Source organism: Bombiscardovia coagulans (assembly GCF_002259585.1).
Classification (GTDB): domain Bacteria; phylum Actinomycetota; class Actinomycetes; order Actinomycetales; family Bifidobacteriaceae; genus Bombiscardovia; species Bombiscardovia coagulans.
Window position 1 is genome coordinate 159126 of record NZ_MWWS01000002.1, and the last position, 20094, is coordinate 179219.

Annotated in this window: 14 protein-coding genes; 3 read left to right on the forward strand and 11 right to left on the reverse strand. The window is 47.7% G+C overall.

What is annotated here, in order from left to right; genetic code table 11:
- Nucleotides 1-3: 3 nt before the first annotated feature.
- The 5 genes from BOCO_RS00815 to hisS form a co-directional block, all read right to left on the reverse strand.
- Nucleotides 4-681: an ABC transporter permease subunit gene (locus BOCO_RS00815; protein ID WP_094722211.1), complete on the reverse strand. Its 678-nt coding sequence runs from the start codon at nucleotides 679-681 to the stop codon at nucleotides 4-6.
- Nucleotides 678-1481: a glutamate ABC transporter substrate-binding protein gene (locus BOCO_RS00820; RefSeq protein ID WP_244568704.1), complete on the reverse strand. Its 804-nt coding sequence runs from the start codon at nucleotides 1479-1481 to the stop codon at nucleotides 678-680. Before BOCO_RS00820 ends, BOCO_RS00815 begins: the two co-directional genes overlap by 4 nt.
- A 98-nt stretch (nucleotides 1482-1579) precedes the next feature.
- Complete coding sequence (locus tag BOCO_RS00825) at nucleotides 1580-2389, reverse strand: amino acid ABC transporter ATP-binding protein (protein ID WP_275542061.1); 810 nt, start codon at nucleotides 2387-2389, stop codon at nucleotides 1580-1582.
- Nucleotides 2390-2507: 118 nt separating this feature from the next.
- Nucleotides 2508-4301: an aspartate--tRNA ligase gene (aspS, locus tag BOCO_RS00830; protein WP_094722250.1), complete on the reverse strand. Its 1794-nt coding sequence runs from the start codon at nucleotides 4299-4301 to the stop codon at nucleotides 2508-2510.
- 40 nt (nucleotides 4302-4341) lie between these two features.
- A complete protein-coding gene (hisS, locus tag BOCO_RS00835) occupies nucleotides 4342-5736 on the reverse strand; it encodes a histidine--tRNA ligase (RefSeq protein ID WP_094722214.1) in 1395 nt (464 codons plus the stop codon).
- 89 nt (nucleotides 5737-5825) lie between these two features.
- Here hisS and BOCO_RS00840 point away from each other — a divergent pair, with 89 nt between their 5' ends.
- A complete protein-coding gene (locus tag BOCO_RS00840) occupies nucleotides 5826-7283 on the forward strand; it encodes a DUF349 domain-containing protein (RefSeq protein ID WP_094722215.1) in 1458 nt (485 codons plus the stop codon).
- Nucleotides 7284-7384: 101 nt separating this feature from the next.
- On the opposite strand, the gene BOCO_RS00845 is transcribed toward BOCO_RS00840, so the two are convergent.
- The 3 genes from BOCO_RS00845 to BOCO_RS00855 form a co-directional block, all read right to left on the reverse strand.
- On the reverse strand, nucleotides 7385-9736 hold the full coding sequence (locus BOCO_RS00845; RefSeq protein ID WP_094722216.1) for a RelA/SpoT family protein: 2352 nt from the start codon (nucleotides 9734-9736) through the stop codon (nucleotides 7385-7387).
- A gap of 83 nt (nucleotides 9737-9819) precedes the next feature.
- Nucleotides 9820-10320 carry a dUTP diphosphatase gene (gene dut, locus BOCO_RS00850; RefSeq protein WP_094722217.1) on the reverse strand — a complete coding sequence of 167 codons (501 nt, stop codon included), beginning with the start codon at nucleotides 10318-10320 and terminating at the stop codon, nucleotides 9820-9822.
- Nucleotides 10320-10613 carry a DUF4193 domain-containing protein gene (locus BOCO_RS00855; RefSeq protein WP_094722218.1) on the reverse strand — a complete coding sequence of 98 codons (294 nt, stop codon included), beginning with the start codon at nucleotides 10611-10613 and terminating at the stop codon, nucleotides 10320-10322. The genes dut and BOCO_RS00855 overlap by 1 nt, the downstream gene beginning before the upstream one ends.
- A 169-nt stretch (nucleotides 10614-10782) precedes the next feature.
- Between BOCO_RS00855 and sepH the strand changes: the two genes are divergently transcribed.
- Nucleotides 10783-12198: a septation protein SepH gene (gene sepH / locus BOCO_RS00860; protein ID WP_094722219.1), complete on the forward strand. Its 1416-nt coding sequence runs from the start codon at nucleotides 10783-10785 to the stop codon at nucleotides 12196-12198.
- 33 nt (nucleotides 12199-12231) lie between these two features.
- Here sepH and BOCO_RS00865 read toward each other — a convergent pair whose 3' ends face one another.
- Nucleotides 12232-13452 carry an alkaline phosphatase family protein gene (locus BOCO_RS00865; RefSeq protein WP_094722220.1) on the reverse strand — a complete coding sequence of 407 codons (1221 nt, stop codon included), beginning with the start codon at nucleotides 13450-13452 and terminating at the stop codon, nucleotides 12232-12234.
- A gap of 122 nt (nucleotides 13453-13574) precedes the next feature.
- Between BOCO_RS00865 and BOCO_RS00870 the strand changes: the two genes are divergently transcribed.
- Nucleotides 13575-16190 (forward strand): DNA gyrase/topoisomerase IV subunit A, encoded by a 2616-nt coding sequence (locus BOCO_RS00870; RefSeq protein WP_094722221.1) that lies wholly within the window; start codon nucleotides 13575-13577, stop codon nucleotides 16188-16190.
- A gap of 76 nt (nucleotides 16191-16266) precedes the next feature.
- Here the strand turns inward: BOCO_RS00870 and BOCO_RS00875 are convergent, their stop codons facing one another.
- Together BOCO_RS00875 and BOCO_RS00880 are read right to left on the reverse strand one after the other, a co-directional pair.
- A complete protein-coding gene (locus tag BOCO_RS00875; protein WP_094722222.1) occupies nucleotides 16267-18558 on the reverse strand; it encodes a DNA gyrase/topoisomerase IV subunit B in 2292 nt (763 codons plus the stop codon).
- A 51-nt stretch (nucleotides 18559-18609) separates the two neighbouring features.
- Complete coding sequence (locus tag BOCO_RS00880) at nucleotides 18610-20067, reverse strand: RNA polymerase sigma factor (protein ID WP_094722223.1); 1458 nt, start codon at nucleotides 20065-20067, stop codon at nucleotides 18610-18612.
- Between the last annotated feature and the right edge of the window lie 27 nt (nucleotides 20068-20094).

Genomic DNA, 20094 nt, shown 5'->3' on the forward strand with positions numbered 1-20094 from the left:
GACTTATCTCCTAACTGCTAGCTTGTTGGACAGGAATGTAGTCAGGGCACCTATAGGTAAAATCAAAATTACATACCCCATGGCAAAAATGAAGAAGATAGCTACGATTGAATTGGCATGATACTCAATCATTTCACTCATCAAAGAAGAACTTTCTGTTGCCACCGAAGCCGCTGCAGCCACAGTTGAATTCTTGAGTAAAGCTATAAATGTATTACCTAACGGTGCAACCGAGCCACGGAATGCCTGTGGAAGGATAATTTGGAATGCGGATTCACTAAAACTGAGACCTAAAGCGCGTGCTGCCTCTGCCTGTCCCAGTGGCACCGTGTTAATACCTGAACGCAAAGATTCACAAACAAACGCTGCCGTATATAAGGTGAGCCCAACCACTGCAAGCCAGAAGAAGTTCACATCAAACTGATTGGAAAAGCTTAATTTCAGTTGAGCGAACGCACCCAGTACCATAAAGACCATAATGATAGTGAGCGGCAAATTCTGAAAAAGAGCCACATAAGCCGCTGAAACTGTACGCAATGAAGACACGGGCGAAATACGCATGACAACTAATACGATGCCCAAAATCATTGAAAACAGTGCTGACCAAAGGGTAAGTTCTATATTTACTAGAAACGCACCTGGAATGTCATATTGGCTAAAAAGCTGTAACACATCGTTCATTGTTCATCTACCTTTTGAATTACAGGCGGATTGTATTTCAAGTCCGGCTTGAAATGAGCGCCACGCGTGTTGTATGCAAGTGCTCGCTGCCAGGATCCGTTAGCTATCATTTCACTCAGTGCAGTGTTAATTTGTTGAGCAAAAGCAGTATCACCTTTTTTGATACCAATCCCATAATATTCTTGAGTAAACGGTTTACCGACAACAGTGAGACGACCACGCGAAGCCGAGGCAAGTCCAGCAAGAATAATATCGTCGGTTGTTACCGCATCAACGATACCTGAGAAGAGAGCTGTAGCACATTCTGCATACCCAGGCTGCTCCATGAGTTGTACTTGTGAGGCGAACTTTGCTTTAACGGTAACCGCAGAAGTAGACCCTGTTACCGAGCACAAACGCTTTCCGTTCAAATCTTGCGGACCATGGATCGCAGTTTCTCCTTTTCGCACCATTAAATCCTGTCCTGCTACGAAGTAAGGACCAGCGAAAGAAACTGCTTTCTTACGTTCATCGGTGATTGAATACGTAGCTAAAATCATATCTACATCACCATTTTGAAGCATAGCCTCACGTTGTTTAGATGGAGCTTCCTTCCATATAATTTTATCTTCTGAGTACCCAAGCTTTCCAGCTATGTACTTCGCTACATCGACGTCAAAACCAACATACGTTCCAGCCTTTTTAAAACCTAATCCTGGCTGATCAAATTTTATACCTATCCGAATTTTGCCAGCTTCCTTATCCGATCCACAGGCAGCCAACGAAAAGACGCAGGCAACAGCACACAGTGCGGCGATCAGGGCTCTCCACCATGTCTGAATCCCCTGCGTCCCTTTTACAACACACCTTGTGTGAACGCTCATATGCCCATCCTCACAATCATCTATTTTGTCACCTCTCAGTGGGTAAGTATCTTGGAAAGGAACTCTCGGGCTCGTTCACTCTTAGGATGATCAAAGAACTCATCAGGCTTACCTTCTTCGAGTATTCGACCATCTGCCATGAATGTAATACGGTCTGCAGCCTTTCTCGCAAAGCCCATCTCGTGGGTGACACAAATCATTGTCATGCCTTCTTGCGCGAGTTCAATCATCACATCTAAGACTTCGTTCACCATCTCTGGATCCAACGCTGATGTTGGCTCATCAAACAGCATGATCTTTGGTTTCATTGCCAAGGCTCTCGCAATAGCCACCCTCTGCTGCTGACCGCCAGAAAGCTGGGACGGCATCTTAGAAGCTTGAGATTGCACACCCACTCGGGTCAGTAGATCCATTGCTAAATCCTCGGCTTCTTTTTTGTCCATATGACGAACCTTGATAGGAGCTAGCGTCACATTCTCCAGGATGGTTTTATTAGCAAACAGGTTGAAGGACTGAAAAACCATACCCACTTCGGCTCGTAGACGAGCTAGGTCTTTACCTTCTTCAGGTAGCAACTGTCCATCAATACGGATCACTCCTGAATCAATAGATTCCAAGCGATTAATAGTGCGACACATGGTGGATTTTCCTGACCCAGATGGTCCAACTACAACCAAAACTTCACCTTGGTGGACCTGTAGGTTGATATCCTTCAATACGTGTAAACGACCATAGTGCTTTTCTACATGCGATAGTTCAACCAAGAGCTTATTACTAAGGGAGTCCTTCCTTGGCTCACTACCGCTGTGTGTACTTGATACAGACTCTTCTTTCATCTCACTCATACTTCAGCATTGTAACCACACACTGATAAATCTCTGAAACTGAAAGATTACTGGTAGGTTAACGAATGGGGGGCAGTTATTACCTGCCCCCCATTCGTTAACCTCCAGTTTAAAGACGTTAATCTTCTTCTGGCTCGTAATCTACGCCTGTCTCAGCCCGCTGTTCGGGTGGAATAGGAGCTGGAGCACCAGTCATAGGATCTTGACCGCCTCCGGACTTAGGGAAGGCTATGACATCACGAATGGAGTTGGCTCCTGACAAGATTTGAGCTGCTCTATCCCAGCCAAAAGCAATGCCTGCATGGGGTGGAGCACCATACTTAAATGCCTCCAGCAAGAATCCAAACTTGTCCTGGGCTTCTTCATCACTAATGCCTAGAACCTGCAAGACCCTGTCTTGAATATCTGTGCGATGAATACGAACTGATCCACCGCCTATTTCTTCACCATTGCAGACTATGTCGTACGAATCACTCATCGCATGAGCGGGGTCCTTGTCGAAGGTATCAATCCAATCCGCTGAAGGCATTGTAAAGGGGTGGTGCATAGAAGTCCACTGCGAATGACCTACAGCTACGTCATCATCATCGGGGTCATCAGTTGATTTAAAGAGTGGGAAATCAACCACCCATGTCAGTGCAAACTCATCAGCTTTCAACAATCCCTGACGTCGGGCGATCTCAACTCGAACAGCACCTAATAATGATTGAGAACTTTCACGGGGACCAGCTGCAAAGAATACGGCATCTCCATCTTCTGCATGCACTGCCTGCTGTAGGCCTTCACGCTCTGCATCTGAGAGATTCTTGGCTACGGGACCTTTGAGTTCGCCATTACCAGAGAACTGAACATAGGCCAAGCCCTTCGCTCCACGCTGGCGGGCCCAATCCTGCCAACCATCAAACTGTCGACGTGGCTGATCTGCGCCACCCTTGAAGACTACAGCACCAACATAAGGAGCCTGGAAGACTCGGAAAGGCGTATCTTTGAAGTATTCAGTCATTTCTACAATTTCATTACCAAAACGCAGATCTGGCTTGTCTGAACCATACTTATCCATGGCATCCTGCCAAGATATACGGTTAATGGGAAGCGTGATTTCAAAACCAGCTGCCTTCCAAACAGCAGCAAGCACTTGCTCAGCCATTGCTATCACATCTTCTTGAGATGCAAAGCTCATTTCAATATCTAGCTGGGTAAACTCTGGCTGACGGTCAGCACGGAAGTCCTCATCCCTGTAGCATCGTGCAATTTGATAGTAGCGTTCAAAACCACCAACCATCAACAACTGCTTCAGTAACTGTGGTGACTGAGGCAGGGCATACCATGAACCGGGAACCAAACGTGCAGGTACCAGAAAATCTCGAGCACCCTCTGGAGTAGACCTTATAAGGGTAGGGGTTTCTATCTCACAGAAGTCCATGTTATCGAGAGCAGCTCGGGCTGCGGCGTTCATCTTGGCACGCAAACGAATATTCGATTGCATCGATGGGCGACGTAAATCTAAGTAACGGTACTTTAACCTGACGTCCTCACCAGGTAGTTTGTTCTCAGATTCGTTCTCCAGAGCTGTTGACACTTGGAATGGCAACGCATCAGATTTCGCCAGAATAGTTATCTGCTGACTTACAATCTCGATGTGACCAGTGCTAAGGTGCTCATTGTCGTTACCTTCGGGTCTCTCCCGCACCTCACCCGTAATCTGAACAACATACTCACTGCGAAGGGGCCTAGCTAGCTCTTCATCGTAAATAACCACTTGAACCAAGCCAGTACGGTCTCGCAGATCAACGAAGGCCACACCACCGTGATCACGCCGGCGATCAATCCACCCTGCAACAGTAACTTCTTGACCAATTTCAGCCTCTGTCACCTGAGTGGCATAGTGCGTTCTATAAGCCGACTGACTCATACTTATATTATCCTCCATATTGCTGGTAACACTTACCATTTCAGGCCTTGCTTACCACCTGCTGTTTGGCATATACGCTATCGGGCATCCAAGACACAAGGTCGGCGTCTACCTGTTCGCCAGTAATAATATTTTTAACTTGATCTTTTTCCTGACTGGCTACCTCAGACTCCCTGGGGAACCAAACGTATGGAATACCAAGATGATCTGCATACTTAATCTGCTTACCTATCTTAGCTGCTGTAGGAGCCACATCAGCTGCAATACCCCGTTTACGTAGAGCATCAGCAATATGATTACTATCCGAGCGAGTTTGCTCATCCCACACCGCCACCAAAACAGCGGCAGGTGAAACACGTGAGGCCTGTGATCCTTTCTGATGTATTACATATGAAAGTAATCGAGACAATCCTATAGACAAACCAACTCCCGGATACGTTCGGGAGCCTTGTGAAGCCAAATTGTCGTAACGGCCACCTGAACAAATTGACCCTAGAGTTTCTGCTCCATCTAGGAAGGTTTCATAGACGGAACCTGTGTAATAATCCAACCCTCGAGCTATTTTCAGATCTGCTATAACCGATCCAGGTCGAATCCGATCAGCCTCGTCAACTATCATCGCTAAGGTGTCGAGTCCTTCACTTGCTAGGACATATGCGTCACTATCCCTGCTTATCCCATATTGAGCACACAGTTCATCAAATCCACGTCTCAGTTCCGCACCATTACTGGCTGTGAATTCTGCGAGCGCAAGACAAGCCTGCGCCTGCTCTACATGAGCGCCGCATTCTTTAATTAACAGGGCCGACACCTCGTCCGGCCCGATTTTGTCCAGTTTATCGATTTCTCTGAGAACTCCTTCGACGTCTTCTAATCCCAAACCCCGGTAAAAGCCTTCAGAGAGTTTTCGGTTGTTAGCGTGCACTGTTGCTTTCGGAAGCCCTAGCGAGCGGAGATCTTCAAGGGCAGAAACCATAACGAGTGGAAGTTCAACCTCGTAGTGATCTGGTAAATCACCGTTCCCAATCACATCAATATCTGCTTGTACGAATTCCCTAAACCTTCCATCCTGTGGGCGTTCCCCACGCCAGACTTTTTGAATTTGGTAACGCTTGAAGGGGAAGGTCAATTCACCGCTATGTTCCACTACATAGCGTGAGAGAGGCACGGTTAAATCAAAATGCAGGCCCAGCCGTTCTTCAACGGCTTTGCCATCCTCATGTCCGACCTCTTGCAGGCGAGAGAGCAGGTAGATCTCCTTACTCGTTTCACCTTTTTTTAAGAGCGAAGAACCAGGTTCAACAGCCCTAGTTTCGATGTTGATAAAACCGTTGAGCTCGAAGACAAGCCGAAGCCTGTCAATCATGGTTTGCTCTACCATTCTCTGTGATGGAAGCCACTCAGGAAATCCTGATATTGATGCGCCTTTTGACATAATTACATATAATAGAAGATGTTGGGGAAAAGTAGCACCACTGTGCGGCGCTTTTCCTGTCTCTATCTCACGAGCTTAAGGAGCTGGCAATGGCCGACGAGACTGTCACCACACCCGAAAATAATACACCTGTACTAAACGAAGAGGTCCACCAGCCAGACAATCGGACTACGGCAGCTGGACAAGAAACTTCACCTGAGAGCACAGCAGAGGCTAATAACTACTCTGCGCACCCCTCACCTGCCGCCCTAGCAAAGAAAGCTACACACATCCCAGTTACAGCTGTCACCAGCTCATACAGTCAGGATCTCATTCAAGCTGCAGTTGCTTTCGGCCGAGTTGACGAACAAGGAACGGTATACGTAACAGATGGGGACAATGAACGTGAAGTTGGTCAGTTCCCGGATGCAGCGAATGCAGATGAGGCTTTGAACCTCTACGCACGGCGCTATCTTGATCTGAAAGAAAAGCTTGATCTCTTTGCCGCACGACTTCAATCAGCCAATATCAAGAGCAAAGAAATTGACGAATCCCTCAAAACACTGGAAATAGAAACCCAAGAACCGGCTGTTGTAGGAGATATTCCTGCCCTCAGATCACAATTGGGTCACATTAAAGAACAAGCTGAAACCAAGAAAGAACAACTAGAGCAAGAACGTAAGGTTCAACTAGCACAGGCTGTTCAAGAACGCACTTCAATTGTTGAAGAAGCTGAAACAATTGTTGCTAGTTTATCTGAACAAACCAATTGGAGACAGACAGCTGATAAGTTGAAGGCATTGTTTGAACAGTGGCAAGAACACCAGCGCACCAGTATCCGGATTGACAAGAAGAACGCCGATGCCCTCTGGAAGCGTTTCTCTACTGCCCGTTCTGCTTTCAACCAGTCACGTCGCAAGTGGGCACAAGAGCGTGATGCAAGTCGTGAACAGGCAAAGAAAACAAAAGAGGAAATCATCAGTCGGGCCAACGAGATCAAAGACTCTGTCGATTGGGCCGCTACATCCCATGAGTTTAACCAGCTTATGGACCGCTGGAAAGCAGCAGGTAGAGCGGGTCGTAATGAAGACGATACTCTCTGGGCTCAATTCCGCCAGGCAGCAGATACCTTCTTTAACGCACGTCAAGCTGACCGCGACAAGACTTCAACAGACGAGCAAGAGAATCTCAAACTGAAAGAGGCCTTAGTAGTAAAAGCTGAAGCTTTGTTACCAGTAGATAACGAACAAGCAGCTAAACAGGCACGACAGGCTCTAGCAAAAATTCAGGAAGAGTGGGATCAGATCGGTTACGTACCGCGTAATGATATGCGTCGTATTGAGAGTCGTCTGGATGCCGTAGACCGTCAGATCAAAGCAGTCGAGGATGCAGCTTGGAAGAAGTCTGATCCGGAAGCTGAAGCGCGTAAGTCTAACTTCGAGCGTCAGCTAGAATCGCAGCTTGCAGAGCTTGACCAGCAAATTGCGAAGGAATCTGACACTGCTAAGAAGCAACAGCTAGAAGCAGAAAAAGCAGCTAAGGAACAGTGGCTTAAGGCTATTCAGTAACCCATCCACAGCAAAGTGTAAGGGGGCTGCATGCAACAAAGGGGAATGCAGCCCCTTTTGTTTCATGCACATGTACTTACGCTTACGCCCAGTTCCACCAGCTATACATTGCGCATGCGTGATGATGCTGAGTCCTTCGCTCCAGTTATGCGATAGGCATCAAATACCCCATCTATCTTTCGAACAGCCGACAACAGCGTACTCAAATGTTGCGGGTCCGCCATTTCAAAGACAAACTGATTCACAGCAACCCTATCGCGTCCTGTGCTTTGAGCCCCTGATAGGATGTTGACACCGTGATCAGCTAGAACTTGGGTAATGTCTGAGAGCAAATGAGCTCGATCGAGAGCTTCAACTTGGATTTTTACAATGAACGTTCCCTTGTTACTGGTCCATGCAACCTCTACAATGCGCTCCGGATGGTGTTTGCGCAAGTCCAGCAGGTTCTGGCAGTCAGATCGATGTACAGAGACACCTTCATTGCGGGTGATAAAGCCAACAATCGAGTCACCCGGGACTGGGGTGCAGCATCGTGCTAATTTGACCCATATATCGTCGACGCCTTTTACAGATATACCACGAGAAGATGAGACAGCATGAGTCTGGTCCACTTGACTGAGAGGCAGAGCCTCCTGCTCGACTTCATCTTCGACTGTTGAACGTCCTACATCGTGAACCAATCGAGAAATTACATTTTGTGTTGAAATGAGTCCATCACCAATGGCTGCAAAAACAGCGTCAGCATTAGGATAATTTAACTCATCTGCAATGCCTACCATAGACTCCGGTGTCATGAGTGTAGACACTGGCAGACTACGCTTGCGCATGGCCCTTGTAAGCTCGTCACGGCCTTCTTCGATGGTCTCTGAGCGACGCTCTTTGCTAAACCACTGACGAATCTTGTTTCGCGCTCTTGGAGACTTGACGAAGCTCAACCAATCTCTTGATGGACCATCTGTGTCAGATTTCGAAGTAAGGACTTCTACTGTGTCGCCATTTTCTAGTTTGGTATCCAAAGGCACCAAACGACCATTGACACGAGCACCCATAGTACGATGCCCAACTTCTGTATGCACAGCGTACGCAAAATCAACTGGTGTCGCGTCAGCAGGCAGAGAGACTATTTTCCCCTTTGGAGTAAACACGTATACCTCGGAAGCCCCTAGATCGTCCTTGAGTGATCCTAGAAATTCGTTCGAGTCTGGTGTCTCACTCGTCCAGTCAGCCAGCTGTTGAATCCATTTAAGGTTATCTGCTTCGCTCAGCTCAGCTTGCTCACGTCGCACATCAGTCTTGTCTGGAGCTGACAAGTCCCTGCCAGCTTGTCCATTTTCTTTATATTTCCAATGAGCAGCTATACCAAACTCTGCTCGACGATGCATTTGCCAGGTACGGATTTGTATCTCGACAGGTTTACCGCCAGGACCTACCACAGTAGTGTGCAAAGATTGGTACATGTTTAACTTTGGCATTGCTATGTAGTCTTTGAAACGCCCTGGTACAGGACTCCACCGGGCATGAACAGCTCCTAATGCTGCATAACAATCCCGGATGGTATCCACGACGATACGCACACCCATAAGATCGTAAATACTTTCAAAATCATGCCCTCTCACAATCATCTTTTGATAGATAGAGAAAAAGTCCTTGGGCCTGCCAGTTACTTGAGCGTCAATCCCCTGAGCATCCAAATCCGCGCGAATTTCGTCGAGGATCTGTTTCAGGTACACATCTCGTTGGCCAGCCCTACGGGCAACGAGCACCACTATTTCGTTATAGATTTTGGGATACAGTGTTTTGAAACTGAGCTCCTCCAACTCAGTTTTGATTGCATTCATACCCAGTCGGTTAGCCAATGGCGCATATACATCTAACGTTTCACGGGCTTTATTTTGAGCCGATGTGGGCTTAACGTAACGCCAAGTACGGGCATTATGTACACGGTCGGCGAGTTTAACAACTAGCACACGAACGTCTCGACTCATAGCTACCACCATTTTGCGGATAGTTTCCGCTTGAGCCAAGTCGCCATAATCCATTTTTGAGATCTTCGTCACACCATCAACGAGACCCGCAACTGTATCTCCAAACTCTTCCCGGCACTCTTCGAGAGTGTAATCCGTGTCTTCCACAGTGTCGTGCAAAAGGCCAGCAGAAACAACAGTGGGGCCCATACCTAAATCTGCCAGAATCTGAGCTACCGCAAGTGGGTGAATAATATACGGTTCGCCAGATTTTCGACGTTGACTGGCATGCTGTTGGACAGCGCGAGCATAAGCCTTAGGCAGCATCGACAGGTCCTCATCTGGATAATGAGCCCTGCAAATCTGCTCAATTGGCTGCAAAGGATTGAGCGGATCATCAGAAATTTCACACCCTAAGGCATGCGAGGAGAGGTCTTCCAAACCGTCTGGGCCAACGTTTGTACCATCATGACTATCATTTTCAACCATGGTGCTCCTCTCCCCTGCAATGCAACTATCCTACACGAGATAACAGTTAACAATCACAGTTTGTAAGCAGTCCTGTGTAACACTCATAGACCAGTCGAACCAAAACCGTGACTGCTGCGCTCTGAATCAGGTAGAGAGTCAGCTACCACAAACCTTGCCTGCACATAGCGCTGAATAACCAGTTGAGCAATACGGTCACCGGCATGAAAGCTGACCGTACGTTCAGGATCAAGATTAATAAGTGGCACCTTAATCTCACCTCTATAACCAGCATCAACTGTTCCTGGGGCGTTTAAAACAGTTACTCCATCATTGACAGCCAGGCCTGAACGCGGATGAACTAAACCAACGTATCCTGCTGGCAGAGCCATGGAGATTCCTGTGGGCACCAACGCCCTCTCAAAAGGGGCAAGGTTAAAGGAGATGCGGGTGCGCAAATCGGCACCTGCATCCCCTGCCATAGCATAACGGAGGTAGGGTTGCTCCGAGTTGTGCTTGTCACCATCTTCCTGCCCATGTTCAGAGACAGGTTTTAGCAACACTTCGATTGTTTCTGGCTCGTTATACGTCTCGTCGTATACCATCAGGCCGCACACTCTTTACATACTGGCTGATCATCGTCCGTTACGTATGCGAGTTGGCTGCGGTGCTTAACCAAGAAGCAAACTGAGCAAATGAACTCGTCACCTTGCATAGGTATAACCGTTACTGAAGCATCTTCATTACTCAGATCTGCACCTGGTAGTTCGTAATCTTCAGCAATGGCGTTCTCGTCATCATCAATGTCAGTGGGAGCATCTTGGCTTTTTTTACCCAATTCTTCGATGGAGGCCTCGTCCTCATCCTTGTCACGAGGAGAATCATAGTCTTGTGCCATCGCACATCCTTTCACTCTGGTTCTATGCAGAACATTTACCCCTAGTTACCCTTCACAGGATACATAAATGTACTGCGGATAGAATACACGATTTATGATGCTCGTAAAATACCACCTATAGGGCACAATAGTTGTGAAGGTACACATTCAGGGAAGAGAAGGTGTTGGGATGCCTCAAGAAGAGAGCAAGACAGCCCGCTTTGACCACGTTAGTGGTCAAGGCAATTTAGTGTTCGCGTACGGCCACGAGCTCTTCGAAGTTTGCGTTGATAATACGCTAGATCGCGCCATTCTCGAAGCCAAACAAATTTTGGAAGAGGAGCACGGAACTCCCATCCCTCAGGCGAGTTTTGCCTTGCCAATCTCTGCAATTCAGGCGGCAGTACGGGCGGGTGAAACAACTAAGCAGGTTGCGCAAGAATTCGCTGTCAACGAAGCGATCGTTCGGCGTTTCGCGAACCCTATTGAGACTGAGAAAAAATACGCAATCGAACAGTTTTTATCAATGTCTGCCCCTAAACGAGGGTCAGGTTCTTCCAATGAAGAAGCCATAAACCGCTCTTTGGAAGCAGCAGATGTGAGCATCAACTCAGTAAGTTGGAACGCGACACGCCGAGGAAATGGTCCTTGGAAAATCCGGGCATCCTTCCAAGCTATGGGTCACGCCTTCCAGGCTGACTGGACATGGAACATGAAGGAAAACAACATTACTTGTGTCAACACCATCGCCCAACAGCTGCTTGAAGGCTCTCAATCCTTCCTGCCGAATACAGAAGATACAGCCCCACCAACCAACCCTGAACTCACCGCTATTCAAGCTCCACCAGCATATTCTGAACCTACAGTGCCTACACCTTCCAATACCAACACGCAGGCGCCGGTTGTTGAAATTTCGACACCTCCTTCAGTACCTGCTGGTACGCAAGGCACAGCTGCTGAAGACAGCACTTCCATAGACAAAAAATCAAGCGAACAGGACAACACGCCGCACACTAAAGACGCAGCCCAACTGCAATCAAACCAAACTGATTCTGCCCGCATGTATCCCGTGCCTACTACTACCGATATGACCGGCGCACAACACACTTCTGAGCCGCTTCAAGAAGGGCCCTCAACAATAACCCAAAGTGTTATAGCCGGTGATCAAACAGACACTAGCATTGCAGATGAAAGCACAAAGGATAACACTGATCAGCAGGTGGATGAGCATCCATCTAATCCACTCACGGCCTGGATGTATGGCGGAAAACGTAAGACAGAGAAAAATAAAACGGTACAGCAACGCGGCGAACAGGAGCCGTCCACCAAAGCCAAGAACAGCTTGAGTAAGAGTGCTGAGCCAGTATCGTCACAAAAACCTGCTAGCAAACCTATTGAAGCACGGACAAATATTACCAACGACACGCCGTCGCAAACTCCTCATGCAACCACTGGTCAAAATACAGTTGGACACCAACAGACATCGCAGGAGACCACCAGTGGCATAAGTTCTGCACAAAAAACAGATTCCAACCAAGAACCCTCCCCTAAAAAAGCTGGTCGATCGGCGGTACCCTCTTGGGACGAAATCCTTTTTGGTCAGTGAACTAGGCCCTTGTAAACGGTAGTGTACTTGCACTTACGCCAAATCTATCAGACATGGAATATCGCTTTCTAGATATGTCTGCGAACCATGCACTCCTGGTAGGTTGATTTCCTGTTCGCTCTGGATACGAGAGTCTACTACTGTAGCTGCACCACAGGCACTAATAAAAATATGGCCTATAACGGACTTAATACGTCCGTCTACCGTGCCCAGTAATCCGTTGTCGAGTATATCTTGCCGAGTTCTCACCACTGCCCGCTCACCCAGTGCTTCCTGCCAGCGCTCAGCTGTACGGGCAGTTTGCTCTACATCATCCAAATACAGCATAACTTGGCGTGGTTCCCCACCGACCAAAGTGATTCCATGCTGGAGCTCCTCATGTTCGGCAATATCAAATCGATCATTGCTGTCTGCAGCCACCATTCCATGGTCCGAAACGATAACAATGAGTGTACCCTTGGGCGATTCTCTTTTAAGTGTTGCTAGTTGAGCATCCACACGTTCGAGAGCTGCAACCCACTCGTCACTCTCCCATCCTGCTGTATGTCCGACTTTATCGATGTCACGTATATACAGGTATGTCAAACCAGGTTTTTGTGCCGCTTGAGCTGCGGCTAATATCCGAGCCCTGGGATCCTTGTTACCGATGTAGTGACTACCGCGCAAGGCAGCTCTGGTCAGTCCCGAGTTCGCAAACTTCGGTAAACCAGACGAAGTGACACGTACTCCTTGTCTGGCGAGAGTTTCAAATATAGTCGGTTGCTGTTGAAGGTCTTCTGGTTCCTGAGCATCACGAAATTGTATCAGTTGGCTTAAGTCACCAGTATCCGGGTTTAATTGTGTATAACCAGTCATACCCGTCAACCCAGGGCAGGTTCCCGTACCAAAGACGCCCATAGCAGCTGTAGTAGTAGAGGGTAAACAGCTAGCCAACGGACGGTTATTATTCTCATCTTGGAACAGAGAACGGAGATACGGAGCGTGTCCCAGGCGAAGACGCAAATTCCAATAACCAAGGCCATCTACCAGCACAACTATGGCTGAAGTGACGTCAGGCAGCCCTATAGCCTTTTGCAGACCTTGAGGATCCTTGTGCACAGCAGTTGCCACAGGATGCCCTATTGCTGCACTTATTGCCGGTAAGACCGAAGAAAGGTGAAAAGCTTGCCCACGCTGGGCAGAATCTGTCTTATCCCCGTAACTGCCGTTCGGAGCTAAGACCGTTAATTCATCAATACTGGCAAAATCATGCATGCAACCATTCAATCATGACCCTGTCTTCACGTCGTCGAGTTTACGTCTCATCAGATTAAAAAAGCACCTTTGGACCGACCTGCCGCTATCATAGGGGCCACAAGAGTAAAGCGAGGAGAGTAATGGCAGCACATCGCAAGAGCAATCCAGGCTACGACGTACGGCAGATCGATGAGCACATTGTTGAAACACCCTTAGGTGAGGAGATGAGCAAGTCCTTTCTCGAGTACGCATACTCTGTTATCTATGCTCGCGCCTTGCCCGATGCTCGCGATGGTCTAAAGCCAGTTCAACGACGCATTATTTACCAGATGGGCCAGATGAATCTGACGCCTGACAAGCCGTACATGAAATCAGCTCGAGCAGTGGGTGAAGTCATGGGCAAGCTTCACCCACACGGTGATTCTTCTATTTATGAAGCAATGGTTCGACTAGCACAACCTTTTGCCCTGCGTTTACCATTAATAGACGGCCATGGCAACTTTGGCTCTCTTGATGACGGTCCTGCAGCATCTCGATATACTGAGGCCAGATTAGCTCCAGCAGCCCTAGGAATGAATGCCAACATTGATGAAGGTACTGTTGACTTTACTCCGAACTATGATAACAAACTCAAAGAACCAGTTGTGCTTCCTTCTGCAATACCTAACCTGCTCGTTAATGGGTCATCAGGTATAGCGGTGGGCATGGCAACCAATATGGTTACTCATAACTTAGGTGAAGTTGTAGCTGCAGCTAAGCATCTTATGTTCCATCCAGATGCTTCCCTAGACGATCTGATGACGTATATTCCAGGCCCTGACCTGCCTGGAGGCGGCATCATCGTAGGACGAGAGGGAATCCGCCAAGCTTATCAATCCGGACGTGGTGCTTTTATTACAAGGTCTGTAACCCACATTGAGAATGTAACGGCACGGAAAAAGGCAATTGTTGTAACAGAACTGCCCTTTATGGTGGGTCCAGAACGGGTCTTAGAGCGTATTTCTGATGGAGTCAAAAACCATAGGATCGAAGGTGTTTCAGGGGCTATTGACCTTACTGACCGCCATAACGGCACCCGCTTAGTTATAGAGTTAAAATCTGGTTTCGACCCAGCAAAAGTTCTGTCTCAGTTGTTTAAGTACACGCCTTTGGAAGACTCTTACACTATTAACAATGTGGCTTTGGTGGAGGGAAGACCCCACACCATGGGTTTGAAAGAACTTCTGGAAGTCTGGATTAAGCATAGAAGAGATGTTATCCACCGTCGATCAGAGTACCGTAAGCAAAAAGCCCAAGAACGCCTTCACTTAGTCGAAGGCCTATTATTAGCTATGCTAGACATTGACGAAGTAATTCAGGTTATTCGTACTTCTGAAAATGCCGACGCAGCAAAAACACGCCTCATGGCTGTCTTTGACCTCGACGAAGTACAAGCTAAGTATATCCTTGAGATGAGGCTGAGACGGCTCACTAAAATGAGCCGTATAGAGCTCGAGGGAGAACGTGATGATCTTAAACAACAATTAGACGCTCTGAATTTAATCTTGAGTTCATCCGCAGAACTTGACAAGGTCGTTATCCAAGAGATGGATCAGGCCGCACAAGCGTGGAATACACCAAGAAGAACTGTTATATTAGACGCAGAGGCGTCAGGCGAATTGGCACCAGTAGCAGTACAAGGAAACGATTCTGCTGAAGATGCGTCTACAACCGTTGCACAAAAACTCGCTCTTGCTGCCTCCGTGTCCTCTCACAGTGCATCACAACACTCCAACCTACAAGTTTCTGATGAACCGTGCACCGTACTGATGAGCTCTTCGGGTCTCATAGCCCGTTCTAACGAAGGTGCTCTGGACATGTGGCAAAGTCGATCTGCCTCTGCTGAGAGAGCTAGCGATGACCAAATTGTCTCCATCTTTACTACTCATACACTTGCAACGTATGCAATCATTACATCGGCTGGAAGGCTAGTGACACTCCCTGTTGCTGATTTACCCCAATTGCCATTAACAACTTCTCTAAGCTTGAGCGGCGGTGTGAGAGCAGATGAACTGATCGGTATGACTGAATCCACACAGCCAATAGCGGGAGAAAAGGCTATTGCTGCTATTGATACAAGTGACAGTAGACCTTTAGCTATGGGTACCACGAAGGGCGTAGTGAAGCGTTGGAACCGGCAATCCCCTAGCACCATGGACTCATGGAGTATCATTGACCTCGCAGAAGATGACAGACTTATCTTCGCAGCACCTGCTGAAGATACAGATACTTTGGTGTTTATCTCAACTGATTCTAGCTTGCTGAACTTTGAGGCAGGTAAAGTCAGACCCCAAGGCCGTAATTCAGGCGGTATGACAGGTATCCGTTTAGCGGAAAATGCACAAGTGCTGTGTTTTGCTGTAGTCCCCCACAACCAAATAGCCTGGACCTATAGTGAGGGCGACAATGGTTTAAGCAGTCAAGCTGGTGCTGTTGTTCTCACTGTTGCGGGTGAAGAAGAAGCCCTGCCGGGAACTGATAATGGGGCTGCGAAAGTAACCCCCCTGCAAATGTATCCAGCAAAAGGTCGTGCAACTGGTGGAGTACGGTCACAGCGCTTCCTGAAGGGACAAAATAGACTATTACTCGCGTGTGTTGGCCTTTGGCCCTTACATGCCTCAACAGCATCTGGTCATCCGGTTGAACTCCCAGAAGTCGATATGAGACGAGACGCTTCTGGTCAGGAACTCGCTTCACCGATCGCATATGTTGCCTAGGAAAATAAAAACTGCTTCCGTTGCTATTGCCAGTATGTAGGAAATAACAACGGAAGCAGTTTTATTATCAGCAGAATCAGGTATCGATTTTAGAACGGTCAAAGTCATCTGCATTGTCAACGATAAACTGCTTTCTGGGCGGCACGTCATCTCCCATCAGCAGGGGAAATATTCTTGTTGCCTCCTCTGCATCCTCCATACGGATACGACGAAGCATTCTAGTGCGGGGATCCATAGTGGTGTCAGCCAATTGGTCTGCATCCATCTCACCAAGTCCCTTATACCGTTGAATATCCTCGTTATAGGTTAAACCCTGTCTGTTGAGATCGGATAGCTTACCTTCCAATTCATCATCAGAATAGGTATACAGGAACTCTCCCTTGCGTTTTCCAGTTAGCGAAATCCTATGCAGTGGTGGGACAGCAGCATAGACGTGTCCGTGTTCAATAAGTGGACGCATATATCGATAGAACAGAGTAAGTAGAAGGATCCTAATGTGTGCACCATCGACATCAGCATCTGTCATCATAATGACTTTGTTATACCGCGATTGGGTAATATCAAAATTAGCACCTGATCCTGCGCCCACCACCTGAATAATAGATGCACACTCTTTATTCCCCAGAATCTGAGAAATTGAAGCCTTTTGTACATTTAAAATCTTTCCGCGTATCGGCAGAAGAGCTTGAAAAGCCGAGTTCCTAGCTGCCTTTGCCGTACCTAGAGCAGAATCACCCTCTACAATAAACAGTTCAGCCACATCATCATTACCTGGCATACAATCCGAAAGTTTAGCGGGCATAGAAGCGGACTCTAAAGCATTCTTGCGTCTCGTTACTTCCTTGGTCTTTCGGGCTTGAATACGGGCATGCATTTCGCCAACGATTTTCTCCAAGACCCTACTAGACTGATCCTTAAATCCACGCTTAGAACCGGTGATCATCTGCCCGAATTGATCATCCGTCATCTTCGTCACAATAGGCTTAACCTGTGCAGTCCCGAGCACATCCTTAGTCTGTCCTTGGAACTGCGGCTCAGCAATACGAACAGTGATAACCGCAACTAGGCCAGCGAGGACATCATCCCGTTCGATCTTAGTATGCGAATCTTTCAGATTAACCTTGAATTTACGGGCGTTAGCCTCGACTACCTTACGTATCTGACGGGTCATAGCATTCATAAACCCATCTACATGCATACCTCCACCAGGTGTGGCAACAACATTCACAAATGATCTGATAACGCAGTTGTAGTCATTAACCCAGCGCAGGGCAATGTCAACTCCACAGGTACGGGCTACCTTTTCTGCATGTAATTCTCCGTTAGAACCAACTTTCTGAGTCTCTTCTTCATAAGTATCTTCACCGCTGATGTGCCATATGTCGCTGATCGGTTCACCATTAGACAGGTAGTCTACGAAATCTACAACACCACCCGTATGTAAAAATTCTTCAACCCTCTTGTGGTCGGTTGATGGATGATCCCATGCTTGCGCAACAGACGCCAGCGAAGGCTCTTGTTGTTCTGTCTCCTGACTCTCCTCAGACGAGACTACTAGAGGTGGTTCGTGGCTAGTAGCATCTCCACTCACTGCATCGACTTCAATACGCTCATCGCGACGAGAATCACCAGTTTCGGCTATGTTTTCGTCGATAACAGTAATTTTGAGCCCTGGAACCAAAAAACTCGTCTGTCTCACACGATCAATCAGTTGTTGATAGCTGAACTGAGCTGTCTGGTTGAAAATCTCAGGATCAGCCCAATAACGAATACGAGTTCCTGAATGATGTGCGGGAGCATCACCAACTACCCGTAATTCAGTGGGACGTCCTTTGCGAGTTCGTTTAAATGGCGAATGTGGCGACGGATGTTCTGGATCCGTATCTGTATACACTCCGGGGTGTCCCTGGTGAAATTCCATCCGATAGGTCTTGCCAGCGCGATCGACCTCAACATCCAAACGTAAACTCAAAGCGTTAACAACCGAAGAACCTACACCGTGTAGGCCACCCACTGCATTGTATGAAGCATTGCCAAACTTTGCACCAGCATGAAGTTTGGTTAGGACAACTTCCACACCGGTAAGACCTGTCTTCGGTTCAACATCAACTGGTATGCCGCGACCATCATCCTCAACTTCAATTGACCCATCGTCATGGAGGGTAACCTTGATTTCCTTGCAAGCACCAGCTAACGCTTCATCTACTGCATTATCTATGATCTCCCAAAGACAGTGCATAAGTCCCTGGCTATCGGTGGTACCAATATACATACCAGGGCGCTTACGAACAGCATCAAGTCCTTCTAAAACAGTTAACGAGTCAGCACCATAAGCCTCGTCCGGAGTTTTCTTACTTGTCGTAGCCATATCCCTCACTGCTGTAGTTAGTATTCTGAGCCTTTGCCAGCTCTCGCGTAATCACTGATCCAGGAAGTCACGCAAGGTCTGTGAGCGTGAGGGATGGCGCAGCTTGGACATCGTCTTTGACTCGATTTGACGTATACGCTCTCGTGTAACACCATACACTCTACCAATATCGTCTAGAGTCTTAGGCTGTCCGTCCTCTAAACCGTAGCGCATCTTGATAACACCAGCTTCACGTGGACTGAGTGTCTCCAAGACCTGTTTAAACTGCTCCTGGAGAAGCGAGAATGCAACAGCATCCGAAGGAGCGATGGCATCCGTGTCTTCAATTAAATCACCGAACTCGGAATCACCGTCTTCACCTAAAGGTGTGTGCAAAGAAATAGGCTCACGACCATACTTCTGAACTTCCTGGACCTTCTCTACAGGCATATCGAGTTCACGGGCTAACTCATCTGGAGTCGGTTCACGCCCAAGGTCCTGAAGCATCTGCCGCTGCACCCGGGAAAGCTTATTGATGACTTCGACCATATGAACAGGAACACGAATAGTTCGAGCTTGATCAGCCATGGCTCGCGTAATGGCCTGACGAATCCACCAAGTAGCATAAGTCGAGAATTTGTAACCCTTGGTATAGTCAAATTTTTCTACGGCACGGATAAGACCTAGGTTACCCTCCTGAATGAGATCCAAGAAGAGCATGCCGCGACCGGTGTACCGCTTAGCAAGAGAAACAACCAACCTCAAGTTGGCTTCCAAAAGATGGTCCTTGGCCTTCCTACCATCGTTAACAGCCCACTTGAGTTCTCGCCGCTCCTTAAAACTCATTCCGTCACCGTTGATATCCAACAGGTGCTGAGCGTAAAGGCCAGCTTCGATTCGTTCTGACAAATCCACTTCTTGTTCTGCATTCAGCAGAGACACCCGTCCGATTTGTTTCAAGTAGTCTTTGACAGGATCCGCTGTAGCTCCTGCGGTGACGACTCTGCGCTTAGGATTACCCGAAGGAGTGAGATTGTCGTCATCATCATCGTCAGAAACAACAAATGCACCCTTGACATCTGGCGGGGTCACTGTCTGTTCAGCACTATCTTCTTCGTCCTCAGCCTCGTCACTTTCTCCGGTACCATCATCGTCAAGTACATCGTCAACCACATCAATGTCAACCTCATCAACCTTGCTGAGGTCTTCAATATCTATATCAGTATCCTCAATGTGGACATCCTCAGTTTGGATAAGCGATTCATCATCAATTGTAGTGGAGGGCGTTTTTTCAGTTTCGTTAACTGGCAAGTTATCGTCAGATTGTATCTTCTTAGTCTTTGCTTGTGAGACTTTTTTAGTTTTAGCAGCTTTTGCAGAATTCTTAGTCTTACTGCCAGTATCAAGTTTAGCGCCGGTGCCTGTACGCGTCGATTTAGATCGAGATTGGCTGGCCTTTACTTTCTTTTGCTGCTCGTTGCTGTCAGACTGTGTGTCCTTTGTGGCCAACGTATCCTCCTGAAACTCCACACCCACAGCCTTACTACGCTATGGGCG